Origin of the sequence: Bradyrhizobium sp. AS23.2 (assembly GCF_001908185.1) — a bacterium.
Classification (GTDB): Bacteria; Pseudomonadota; Alphaproteobacteria; order Rhizobiales; family Xanthobacteraceae; genus Bradyrhizobium.
This window is the reverse complement of record NZ_LGHM01000147.1, coordinates 54,172-66,081: the sequence shown is the minus strand read 5'-3', so window position 1 is coordinate 66,081 and position 11,910 is coordinate 54,172. Positions and strand designations below refer to the sequence as shown.

At 63.3% G+C, this 11,910-nt stretch carries 11 protein-coding genes; 7 read left to right on the top strand and 4 right to left on the bottom strand.

The window, feature by feature from the left end; translation table 11 throughout:
- Positions 1–2: 2 nt before the first annotated feature.
- On the top strand, positions 3–272 hold the full coding sequence (rpsO, locus tag AC630_RS29195; protein WP_008540131.1) for a 30S ribosomal protein S15: 270 nt from the start codon (positions 3–5) through the stop codon (positions 270–272).
- Positions 273–648: 376 nt separating this feature from the next.
- A complete protein-coding gene (gene pnp, locus AC630_RS29190) occupies positions 649–2,811 on the top strand; it encodes a polyribonucleotide nucleotidyltransferase (RefSeq protein WP_074121901.1) in 2,163 nt (720 codons plus the stop codon).
- A gap of 78 nt (positions 2,812–2,889) precedes the next feature.
- On the opposite strand, the gene katG is transcribed toward pnp, so the two are convergent.
- A complete protein-coding gene (katG, locus tag AC630_RS29185) occupies positions 2,890–5,055 on the bottom strand; it encodes a catalase/peroxidase HPI (protein ID WP_074121900.1) in 2,166 nt (721 codons plus the stop codon).
- A 114-nt stretch (positions 5,056–5,169) separates the two neighbouring features.
- Between katG and AC630_RS29180 the strand changes: the two genes are divergently transcribed.
- The 5 genes from AC630_RS29180 (at position 5,170) to AC630_RS29160 (ending at position 9,027) form a co-directional block, all read left to right on the top strand.
- A complete protein-coding gene (locus AC630_RS29180) occupies positions 5,170–6,096 on the top strand; it encodes a hydrogen peroxide-inducible genes activator (protein ID WP_074121899.1) in 927 nt (308 codons plus the stop codon).
- A 7-nt stretch (positions 6,097–6,103) separates the two neighbouring features.
- On the top strand, positions 6,104–6,568 hold the full coding sequence (locus tag AC630_RS29175; protein WP_074121898.1) for a GNAT family N-acetyltransferase: 465 nt from the start codon (positions 6,104–6,106) through the stop codon (positions 6,566–6,568).
- Between the two features lie 91 nt (positions 6,569–6,659).
- The gene (locus AC630_RS29170; protein WP_074121897.1) at positions 6,660–7,496 is read left to right on the top strand and encodes a hypothetical protein; all 837 of its coding nucleotides are present in this window, start codon (positions 6,660–6,662) and stop codon (positions 7,494–7,496) included.
- 12 nt (positions 7,497–7,508) lie between these two features.
- A complete protein-coding gene (locus AC630_RS29165) occupies positions 7,509–8,321 on the top strand; it encodes a hypothetical protein (protein ID WP_074121896.1) in 813 nt (270 codons plus the stop codon).
- Positions 8,322–8,430: 109 nt separating this feature from the next.
- Positions 8,431–9,027 carry a glutathione S-transferase family protein gene (locus AC630_RS29160; RefSeq protein ID WP_074121895.1) on the top strand — a complete coding sequence of 199 codons (597 nt, stop codon included), beginning with the start codon at positions 8,431–8,433 and terminating at the stop codon, positions 9,025–9,027.
- Positions 9,028–9,125: 98 nt separating this feature from the next.
- Here AC630_RS29160 and fabI read toward each other — a convergent pair whose 3' ends face one another.
- The 3 genes from fabI to fabA form a co-directional block, all read right to left on the bottom strand.
- Entirely contained in the window at positions 9,126–9,926 is an 801-nt protein-coding gene (gene fabI / locus AC630_RS29155; RefSeq protein ID WP_074121894.1) for an enoyl-ACP reductase FabI, read from the bottom strand.
- A gap of 153 nt (positions 9,927–10,079) precedes the next feature.
- Positions 10,080–11,303 (bottom strand): beta-ketoacyl-ACP synthase I, encoded by a 1,224-nt coding sequence (fabB, locus tag AC630_RS29150; RefSeq protein WP_074121893.1) that lies wholly within the window; start codon positions 11,301–11,303, stop codon positions 10,080–10,082.
- A 55-nt stretch (positions 11,304–11,358) separates the two neighbouring features.
- Positions 11,359–11,880: a bifunctional 3-hydroxydecanoyl-ACP dehydratase/trans-2-decenoyl-ACP isomerase gene (fabA, locus tag AC630_RS29145; protein ID WP_074121892.1), complete on the bottom strand. Its 522-nt coding sequence runs from the start codon at positions 11,878–11,880 to the stop codon at positions 11,359–11,361.
- Between the last annotated feature and the right edge of the window lie 30 nt (positions 11,881–11,910).

Sequence of the window (11,910 nt, the reverse complement as noted above, 5' to 3'; positions counted from 1 at the left end):
CGATGTCGATTGCCGCAGAACGCAAAGCGGAAGTCATCAAGACGAATGCCACCAAGGCCGGCGACACCGGCTCGCCCGAGGTTCAGGTCGCGATCCTTTCGGAACGCATCAACAACCTCACCAACCATTTCAAGACCCACGTGAAGGACAACCATTCGCGTCGCGGCCTCTTGAAGCTGGTCTCTACCCGCCGCTCGCTCCTCGACTACCTGAAGAAGAAGGACGAGGCGCGGTACAAGGCGCTGCTCGAGAAGCACAACATTCGTCGTTAAGTGTTCCTGCGCGCGCCACTGGCGCGCGTTTTCGCGCGTGGTTTCGAACGAAAGCGTTTGTTTAAAGGTTTTTGATCGAGGCTGCGTGCACGTCGGGTGCGAGCCAACGATGATTCGCATCCGAGGCGTGATGGGCGAAGACCGCGGTTCGGTGTTCGCGTTCATGCCAACTGACAGTCCAGCAGCAATCCGGCGGCTGGGCACAACGGGCAAGGCGCCCGTATGACCCGAAAGGATGGACGCCATCCGAAATCCGAAAACCATGGCAGGATCGCAGGACGCTGATCATCGCTTCGATCAGCGTCCCGCAATCTTGCGCATGGTTTTTGTTTTTCGAGCCGTCCCTTCTTTCGAGAACCCATGAAAGAAGACCTCTATGTTCAATAAGCATTCAGTCGAGATCGACTGGGGCGGACGCCCTCTCAAGCTCGAAACCGGCAAGATCGCCCGCCAGGCCGACGGCGCCGTCGTGGCCACCTATGGCGAGACCGTGGTGCTCGCCACCGTCGTCGCGGCGAAGGCGCCGCGTGAAGGCGTCGACTTCCTGCCGCTGACCGTCGACTACCAGGAGAAGACCTACGCTGCGGGGCGCATTCCCGGCGGCTATTTCAAGCGCGAGGGTCGTCCGACCGAGAAGGAGACGCTGGTCTCCCGCCTGATCGACCGTCCGATCCGTCCGCTGTTCGTCGACGGCTGGCGCAACGAGACCCAGGTGATCGCCACCGTGCTGTCGCACGATATGGAGAACGATCCCGATATCGTGGCGCTGGTTGCCGCCTCCGCCGCGCTGACCTTGTCCGGCGCGCCCTTCAAGGGCCCGATCGGCGCAGCCCGCGTCGGCTTCGCCAATGACGAGTTCATCCTCAACCCGACGCTCGACGAGATGGTCGACACCCAGCTCGACCTCGTCGTCGCCGGCACCGCCGACGCCGTGCTGATGGTGGAATCGGAAGCCAAGGAGCTCAACGAGGACATCATGCTCGGTGCCGTGATGTTCGGTCACCGCCACTTCCAGCCGGTCATCAACGCGATCATCGAGCTCGCCGAGAAGGCCGCCAAGGAGCCGCGCGAAGTCACCGCGATCGACAATGCCGCGCTCGAGAAGGAAATGCTCGGCCTCGTCGAGCAGGAGCTGCGCGCCGCCTACGCCATTCCGGTCAAGCAGGATCGCTATGCCGCAGTCGGCAAGGTCAAGGAAAAGGTGATCGCCCACTACTTCCCCGAAGGGCAGGAGCCGAAATACGACAAGCTGCGCATCGCCGGCGTGTTCAAGGAGCTCGAGGCCAAGATCGTTCGCTGGAACATCCTCGACACCGGCAAGCGCATCGACGGCCGCGACTCCAAGACCGTGCGCAACATCGTCGCCGAAGTCGGCGTGCTGCCCCGCGCCCACGGCTCGGCGCTGTTCACCCGCGGCGAAACCCAGGCGATGGTCGTGACCACGCTCGGCACCGGCGAGGACGAGCAGTACATCGACGCGCTGTCGGGGACGTACAAGGAAACGTTCCTGCTGCACTACAACTTCCCGCCCTACTCGGTCGGTGAGACCGGCCGTCTCGGTGGCACCAAGCGCCGCGAGATCGGCCACGGCAAGCTGGCCTGGCGCGCGATCCACCCGGTTCTGCCGCCGCACCACGAGTTCCCCTACACCACGCGCGTGGTGTCGGAGATCACCGAGTCCAACGGCTCGTCCTCGATGGCTTCGGTCTGCGGCGCCTCGCTCGCGCTGATGGACGCCGGCGTGCCGTTGAAGCGGCCGACCGCCGGCATCGCGATGGGCCTGATCCTCGAGGACAAGCGCTTCGCGGTTCTCTCGGACATCCTCGGTGACGAGGACCATCTCGGCGACATGGATTTCAAGGTGGCCGGCACGGAAGCGGGCATCACCTCGCTCCAGATGGACATCAAGATCGAGGGCATCACCGAGGAGATCATGCGCGTCGCGCTGGCCCAGGCCAAGGACGGGCGTATCCACATCCTCGGCGAGATGGCCAAGGCCCTGACCGCGGCCCGCGCCGAGCTCGGCGAATACGCGCCGCGCATCGAGACCTTCAAGATCGCCACCGACAAGATCCGTGAAGTGATCGGCACCGGCGGCAAGGTGATCCGCGAGATCGTCGAGAAGACCGGCGCCAAGGTCAACATTGAGGACGACGGCACCGTGAAGGTCGCTTCCAGCGACGGCGAGGCGATGAAGGCCGCGATCAAGTGGATCAAATCGATCGCGTCCGATCCGGAAGTCGGCCAGATCTATGACGGCACCGTCGTCAAGGTGATGGAGTTCGGCGCCTTCGTGAACTTCTTCGGCTCCAAGGACGGTCTCGTCCACATCAGCCAGCTCGCGGCCAACCGCGTGCAGAAGACCTCCGACGTCGTCAAGGAAGGCGACAAGGTCAAGGTCAAGCTGCTCGGCTTCGACGACCGCGGCAAGACCCGCCTGTCGATGAAGGTGGTCGACCAGACCACCGGCGAAGACCTCGAGGGCAAGGAGAAGCCGGCTGATGGCCAGCAGGCTCCGCGCGAAGCGGCCGGCGAGTAAGCCTCGCGACCAGGTCAGAAACACGAAGGGCGGCCTCTCGGCCGCCCTTTTTTGTTTGTCGCTTGCTGAGCTTCTGGATCAGACCGCGATGTCGAACCGATCGAGGTTCATCACCTTGGTCCAGGCCTTGGCAAAGTCCTGCACGAACTGCTGCTTCGCATCCGACGAGGCATAGACCTCGGCGAAGGCGCGGAGCTGCGAGTGCGATCCGAAGATCAGGTCGGCGCGCGTGCCGGTCCACTTCACCGCGTTGGTCTTGCGGTCGCGGGCCTCATAGGTGCCGTCGGCAGCTGGCGCCCACTGCGTGCCCATGTCGAGCAGGTTGACGAAGAAGTCGTTGCTCAGCGTCCCCGGCTTCGAGGTGAGAACGCCGTTCTTCGAACCGTTCGCATTGGCACCAAGCACACGCAGGCCACCGACGAGCACGGTCAGCTCAGGCCCGGAGAGCTTCAACAGCTGCGCGCGATCGACGAGGGCCTCTTCGGGCATCAGGAACTGATGCTTCTTGCCGACGTAGTTGCGGAAGCCATCGGCCCGCGGCTCCAGCGGCGCGAAGGACTCGACGTCGGTCTGCTCCTGCGAGGCATCCATGCGGCCCGGCGTGAAGGCGACCTTCACGTCGACGCCGGCATCCTTGGCGGCCTTCTCGACCGCGGCGGTGCCGCCGAGCACGATCAGGTCGGCAAGCGAGACCTTCTTCGCGCCGGCCGAGGCGTTGAAGTCCTTCTGGATCGCTTCGAGCTTGCCGAGGACCTTCGAGAGCTGAGCCGGCTGGTTCACCTCCCAGTCCTTCTGCGGCGCGAGGCGAATGCGTGCACCGTTGGCGCCGCCGCGCTTGTCCGAGCCGCGGAACGTCGAGGCCGACGCCCAGGCAGTCGAGACCAGCTCGGACACCGAGAGGCCCGACGCGAGGATCTTCGTCTTCAGCGAGGCGATGTCCTGATCACTGACCAGCTCGTGATTCACGGCCGGAATCGGATCCTGCCAGATCAGCGTCTCCTTCGGCACCAACGGGCCGAGATAGCGCTGGATCGGACCCATGTCGCGATGGGTGAGCTTGAACCAGGCGCGGGCGAAGGCGTCCGCGAACTGATCCGGGTTCTCGAGGAAACGCCGCGAGATCTTCTCATAGGCGGGATCAAGGCGGAGCGAGAGGTCGGTCGTCAGCATCGTCGGCAGATGCTTCTTGGACTTGTCGAACGCATCCGGAATGGATGCGTCGGCACCCTTGGCCTTCCACTGCTGCGCGCCTGCCGGGCTCTTCGTCAGCTCCCACTCGTAGTTGAACAGGTTCTCGAAGAAGTGGTTGCTCCACTTCGTCGGGGTCTGCGTCCAGGTGACTTCGGGACCGCCGGTGATCGCGTCAGCGCCAACGCCGGTGCCGTGCTTGCTCTTCCAGCCGAGGCCTTGATCTTCAAGCGCGCCCGCTTCCGGCTCCGGACCGACCAGCGACGGATCGCCCGCACCGTGGGTCTTGCCGAAGGTGTGGCCGCCAGCGATCAGCGCGACGGTTTCCTCATCGTTCATCGCCATGCGGAAGAAGGTCTCGCGGATGTCCTTCGCTGCGGCGACGGGATCCGGCTTGCCGTTCGGCCCTTCCGGATTGACGTAGATGAGGCCCATCTGCACAGCGCCGAGCGGGTCAGCGAGCTGGCGCTCGCCGCTATAGCGCTCATCGCCCAGCCAGGTGCCTTCGGGACCCCAATAGAGCTCTTCCGGCTCCCACACGTCGGCGCGGCCACCGGCGAAGCCGAACGTCTTGAAGCCCATCGACTCCAGCGCGACGTTGCCGGCGAGCACCATCAGGTCGGCCCAGGAAATCTTGCGACCGTACTTCTGCTTGATCGGCCAAAGCAGGCGGCGCGCCTTGTCGAGGTTGGCGTTATCGGGCCAGCTGTTGAGCGGAGCAAACCGCTGCTGACCGGCGCCGGCGCCACCACGACCGTCGGTGATGCGGTAAGTGCCCGCGCTGTGCCAGGCCATGCGGATCATCAGGCCACCGTAGTGACCGAAGTCGGCCGGCCACCATTCCTGCGAATCCGTCATCAGGGCGGTCAGGTCCTTGATGACCGCGTTAAGGTCGAGCGTCTTGAATTCCTTGGCGTAGTCGAAGTCCTTGCCCATCGGATCGGACAAGCCGGAATTCTTGTGCAGCACCTCGATGCTGAGCTGGGTTGGCCACCAGTCGCGGTTCACCCGCGTGGGTTTTCCGCCCGAAAACGGGCACTTCGAAGTGTCATCCATGATTACCTCCTCTGGCGGCGTCGAACTTGCACCTTTGACCAGGTAGAACGACTCTAAGCTGCTTGTCCCATCAGGGGAAGTTGACTTTAATGATCGCTGCGATAGGATTTTCTGATGATCAACGTGACGCTGCGTCAGCTCCGGTATTTCGATGCCTTGGCGCGTCACGCTCATTTTGGCCGCGCGGCGGAGGCCTGTTCCATCTCGCAGCCGGCATTGTCGATGCAGATCAAGCAGTTGGAGGAGGCGCTCGGCGGCCTGCTGCTGGAGCGTAGCGCACGCCAGGTCGCGCTGACCCGGTTCGGCGAGGAACTTGCGCAGCGCGTCCGCGACATTTTGCGCTCGGTCGATGAGCTCGGCGATTTCGCCCGCGCCTCGCAGGACCGGTTTGCAGGCCGTCTGCGCATCGGCATGATCCCGACGATCGCGCCCTACCTCCTGCCCAAGATCACCAAAAATCTCACGCGCATGCATCCGGAACTCGACATCCGCGTGCGCGAGACGATGACGCCGCGGCTGATCCAGGAGCTCGTCGAAGGCCGGCTCGACACCGCCATCGTTGCGCTGCCGGTGTCCGAGCCCTCGCTCACCGAGGTCGCTCTGTTCGACGAGAAATTCCTGCTGGTGCGGCCGGGCTCGGATGAAGGCACGCCGGTGCCATCGCGCGAGATGATGCGGGAGATGCGGCTGTTGCTGCTCGAGGAGGGGCATTGCTTCCGCGATCAGGCGCTCTCCTTCTGCAACATGCAGTCGGCGCCCCCGCGCGAGATGCTGGATGCGAATTCGCTGTCAACGCTGGTCCAGATGGTCAGCGCCGGCATCGGCGTCACGTTGATCCCGGAAATGGCGGTGCCGGTGGAGACGCGATCGGCCTCGGTCTCGCTCGCGCGCTTCCGCGACCCGCAGCCCTCGCGCACCATCGGCATGGTCTGGCGCAAGACCAGCCCGCTGGCGCGCCAGCTCCTGCAGATTTCCGAAGTCGTGTGCCTGTCGGCCGGCAAGGTGCGCGCGAAACAATCGCTGCGCAGCCAGCGGGCCTGAGGTCCCGATGTCGCATCCGATCATCCGCCCCGCCCGCGCCGACGAATATGACGAGGTCGGCCGTGTCTGGATGGAGAGCTGGGTCTCGACCGGGCTCGCGGAGGAGAGCGGCTTCCTGCTCGCGAACCTGCGCGCGCGTATCAGGCGTGAGATCGAGAACGGCTGGAGCCTGTTCGTCGCCGACGACAACGGCACGATCGCCGCGATGCTGGCGCTGCATCTGCCAAAGCTCTATCTCGACATGCTTTTCGTCGCGCCCGCCTATCAGGGGCAATCGCTCGGCCGCCAGTTGCTCGCCTTCACGCGAACGCAAATGCCCGATGAGATGTACCTGCGCTGCGTCCGCGAGAACGAGAAGGCCTGGCGCTGGTACGAACGCGAAGGTTTTGTGTTCGAGAAGGAAGAGATCGAGCCGTCGAACGGGTTCGTGATGAAGTATTACCGGTGGAAGCGGGAGCGACCCGCCGGGTAGGCAATGATCATCGGACGCAGCTTGCGGTTGTCACGATCCCACCCTAGTGTGGAGTGTCCGATGAGCTCCTACCTCCGATCCCCTGGAATCCATGTTTCGATTTGCTGCCTCGGTGCTCGTCCTGCTGTCCATTCTGGCTCCAGCAGCAGCGCAAACCCCTCCCGCAACCACCGCGCCCCCCGCTCAGACCGCATCACCGGCAAAGCCGACTGCCAAGAAGGCGGTGACGAAGCCGAAGGCAGCAGCCAAGCCCGCGGAGCCCGCAAGCACTGGCCCCTGCGGCATCGGCGTGATTGCAGCGACGCAGGACCTCTTCGTCGTCCAGAAGATCGGCCTGACGGTGTTCGGCAACGATTACGCGGAAGTGCCGGTGTCATGGGGTCTCGACGACCTCACCTTTGCGCGGGTGCGCGCGGCCGCCGGAACAACCCCGGTGCGGCGGATCCCTTACGCCAAGGGCGCCTTCGATTCCTATTATCATCCCAAGGGCGGCCTGTTTCGCAACCGGCGTGAAGAGCTCTCAAACCTGGTCCGTGAGATCGCAGGCAATGCCGGCTGCGAGCGCTATGTCATCGTCATGCGCAATGAGGGGCAGCTTGATGGGACCAATCAGACGCTCAGCGGCGTCGGTGTCTTCAGCCGAGGTGTCGGTATCATCTCTTACGCATATGTCTTCGTCTACGTCGGCGTGATCGTGGTCGATGGCCAGACCTTCGAGATCAGGAAGGGACCCGCTGTGACATTCGAAGGTGTCATGAAGCATCTGGCCGACAACTTCGTCGACAACGAGTTTTTGCGGAAAGTGGACATGTCCATGTTCCCCGCGGCAGCAGCGGACTCTGCCAACAACGCCGCCTTGCGCGACACCACCCGCGATTTTCTGACAAAACGACTGGACAAGATCCTGCCGCCGTATTTCGCGCAGTGACGCGAGCTGAATGTGACGATCAACGTTTTCGCCGTTGTCGCAATGGTCTCATATGCGCTGTTGTCTCCGACAGGGGGACAGGTGCAGCCTGCGTCGAAGCCAGAGTTGGTCAAGCCTGCGGTAAAGAGGCCGACAGCCGTCGCGCCACGCGGGCCGGCGGAGAGCGGCCCGTGCCAGATTGGCGTGATTCCGATCGCCGGCGACCTCTTCATGGTCGAGAAATTCGGGCCGCTGACCTTCCTTGATAAATATACGCGAACTTCGGTTACTGCATGGGCGCTCGACGATCTCGTCGTCTCCCGAGTCCGCGCCGCCGCACCTGGCAGCTCCATACGGAGAATTCCCTACACAAGGGAGGAACTCAAGTCCGGAGGCCGCCAAAAGCAGAATCCATTTTTCTACCGTGCCGCGGCTGACGTGAGAGGCTTTGTTCAATTTCTCGCGCCAAAGGTCCGTTGTGACCGTTACGTTGTCGTGCACCGGCATGGCGGAACGCAGCGAGAATACGGTATTGGCATCTCGCAATACCCGTACAACGGGCCCGTGCATCTCTTCGCCATGATGTACATCCGGGTCTATGACGGCCAGACCTTCGAGTTGATCAAAGAGGCGCCCGCCATGATGACGGAGGATACGTATATCGAGCGCGTGATGCACAATCCGCTCGGTGGCCCGTCGACCAAGTTGGATCGCGCGATGTTTCCGGAGAAGCCGACGGACGCAGTCAATAATCCCGTGCTACGCGACGGTGTACGCACGATGCTGACGAAGAGCCTCGACAAGACGCTGCCGGCTCTGCTCCAACGTCCGCCTCCGTCGCGCTGATCAAGATGTCGCTCGCAGAGCGGCTTATCCATCTAGGCGTAGTGCGTTGCGCATCCTGCGCAAAAACGCAATGAATGGCGCCTCTCACACGAATGGAAGGCTCCACGCTATGATCAAGCTCTACTGGTCGCCCCGCTCGCGCTCGTTCACGACGCTGTGGCTGATGGAGGAAAGCGGCCTTCCCTATGAGCGCGTGCTGACCGACATTTCGACCGGCGCGCAGAAAGCGCCGGATTTCCTCAAGGTCAATCCGATGGGCAAGGTGCCGGCGCTCAGCGACGGCGATGCTGCGCTGGGTGAAGCCGCCGCGATCTGCGCCTACATTGCCGACTGCTATCCCGAGACGAAGCTTGCACCGCCCGCGACCGATCCGCGGCGCGCCCGCTATCTGCAATGGCTGTTCTTCTCGCCGAGCTGCATCGAGCCTGCCATCATCCAGATCTTCACCAAGATCGAGGTGCCGACGTCGACCGCGGCCTGGGGCAGCGCCACACAGGTCTTCGACGTGCTGGAGGCGGCGCTCGCCAAGGGGCCATGGATTCTCGGCGAGGAATTTTCCGCCGCCGACATCACGATCGGCTCGGGCCTGAATTACGCGGTGCGCCTGTTCAAGATGGTGCCGTCGCGACCGGCCTTCGATGCCTATATCGCGCGCTGCATGGCGCGGCCGGCGTTCCAGCGCGCGGAGAAGATCGCGGCCGGTTAGAGCGTTTTCGAGCGAAGTGGATACCGGTTCGCGTAAAGAAAACGCGTCAAAACAAGAATCTAGAACCCCGTTCCGATTCCATTGGAATGGAAATGGCTCTAGTCCGAAGTCTTCAGGTCGTCCGGCCTCGGCATCAGAACGATATTGTAGCCGGAATCGACATAGTGGATCTCGCCGGTCACGCCGCCGGAGAGGTCCGACAGCAGATACAGTGCCGAGCCGCCAAGCTGGTCGAGCGTGACGCCGCGGCGGAGCGGCGAATGCTTTTGCATGAAGCCGAACATCGCGCGCGCCTCGCCGATGCCCGAGCCGGCGAGCGTGCGGATGGGACCTGCTGAGATCGCGTTGACGCGGATGCCGCGCGGCCCGAAATCGGAGGCGAGATAGCGCACGGAGGCTTCCAGCGCCGCCTTGGCCACGCCCATGACGTTGTAATTCGGCATCGCGCGCTCCGAGGCGCCGAAGGTCAGCGTGATCATGCTGCCGCCCTCCGTCATCAGCTCGGCGGCGCGTTTTGCGACCTCCGTAAACGAGAAGCAGGAGATCACCATGGTCCGCGAAAAGTTCTCGCGGCTGGTGTCGGCGTAGCGACCCTTCAGCTCGTTCTTGTCGGCGAAGCCGATCGCGTGGATCACGAAATCGAGGCGGCCCCATTTCTCGCGGAGCGCAGCGAAAGTCGCGTCGACGCTGGCGATGTCCTCGACGTCGCAAGGCAGCACCAGATCAACGCCGAGCGATTCAGCCAGCGGCTTGACCCGCTTGCCAAGCGCCTCGCCCTGGAAGGTGAAGGCAAGCTCGGCGCCGTGGGCATGCAGCGTCTTCGCCATGCCCCAGGCGATCGAATGATCATTGGCGATGCCCATGACCAGACCGCGCTTGCCTTTCATCAATTCCTGCATTGCAGCCGTCGCTCCTATTCTCGACGTCATCGCCTGCCTTGTGCGCGCTGCGCACCGGGGCGAGCGATCCAGTATTCCGAGACAGTCATGGTAATCGCGAGGCCGCGGCGTACTGGATGCCCCGCCTTCGCGGGGCATGACAGCGTGCTGGGCTCACACATCCAGCCGGCTGAACACCAGCGTCGCGTTGGTGCCGCCGAAGCCGAAGGAGTTCGACAGCACGGTGCCGATCTTGGCGTTGTCGATGCGCTTGCGCACGATCGGCATGTCGGCGAACACGGGATCGAGTTCCTGGATGTGCGCGCTCTCGCAGATGAAGCCGTTGTTCATCATCAGCAGCGAGTAGATCGCTTCCTGCACGCCGGTCGCGCCGAGCGAGTGGCCGGTCAGCGCCTTGGTCGCCGAGATCGGCGGGCACTTCTCGCCGGCGCCGAACACGCGCCGCAGCGCCTCGATCTCCGGCGGATCGCCGGCGGGGGTCGAGGTCGCGTGCGGATTGATGTAGTCGACCTTGGTCTTCACCGTCGACATCGCCATGCGCATGCAGCGCTCGGCGCCTTCACCTGATGGCGCGACCATGTCGTAGCCGTCCGACGTCGCGCCGTAGCCGACGATCTCGCCGTAGATGCGCGCGCCGCGCGCCTTGGCATGCTCGAGCTCTTCCAGCACCAGCACGCCGGCACCACCGGCAATGACGAAGCCGTCGCGGTTGACGTCGTACGGGCGCGAGGCCGTGGCGGGCGTATCGTTGTATTTCGAGGACATCGCGCCCATCGCGTCGAACAGCACCGACAGCGACCAGTCCAGCTCCTCGCAGCCGCCGGCGAAGATGACGTCCTGCTTGCCGATCTGGATCGTCTCATAGGCGTTGCCGACGCAGTGGTTCGACGTCGCGCAGGCCGAGGAGATCGAATAGTTCACGCCCTTGATCTTGAACCAGGTCGCAAGCGTCGCGGAGGCCGTGGACGACATCGCCTTCGGCACTGCAAACGGTCCGACGCGCTTCGGGCCCTTGGTGCGGGTGATGTCGGCGGATTCGACGATGGTACGGGCGGACGGGCCGCCGGATCCCATGATGATACCGGTGCGGATATTGGAGACTTCTTCAGACGACAGGCCGGAGTCCTGGATCGCCTGCTCCATCGCGATGTGATTCCACGCAGCGCCCTGACCGAGGAAACGCATTGCGCGACGGTCGACGACGGTTGCTGGATCAAGCGTCGGCGCACCTTGCACCTGCGAACGGAAGCCGAGCTCGACAAATTTCTCAGCCCGCGAAATGCCCGACTTCGCCTCGTAAAGGCTCGCAAGCACTTCCTGGGTGTTGTTTCCGATGGACGAGACGATGCCCATCCCGGTGACCACAACCCGCCTCATGACAGCCTCGCCTAAATCGTTGTCTTCCTGGTGATGCGCCTGGTTGGTAATGCGCTTAGCTCAGGCTTGTGCCCTGCTTGAACAAGCCGACCTTCAAGTCCTTGGCGCGATAGATAATCTGGTCATCGACCGAAAGCCACCCGTCGGCGATACCGAGCACGAGCTTTGAACGCATCACGCGCTTGATATCGATGTTGTACACAACCTTGCGGGCCTCGGGCAGCACCTGGCCGCTGAACTTCAGCTCGTTCAGACCAAGCGCGCGACCGCGACCTTCGCCCCCGATCCAGCCAAGATAAAAGCCGACCATTTGCCACAGCGCATCGAGGCCGAGGCAGCCCGGCATCACCGGATCGTTCTTGAAGTGGCAGCCGAAAAACCAGAGATCGGACTTCACATCGAGCTCGGCCCGCACCAGCCCCTTGCCGAACTCGCCGCCGGTGTCGCTGATTTCCGTGATGCGGTCGAACATGAGCATCGGCGGCAGCGGCAGTTGGGCGTTGCCCGGACCGAACATCTCGCCGCGGGCACATGTCAGCAGATCTTCGTATTCGTAACCGTTGCGCCTGTTCAGCATGCGGAAGCCTCTATTTTAACCCCGATTGAG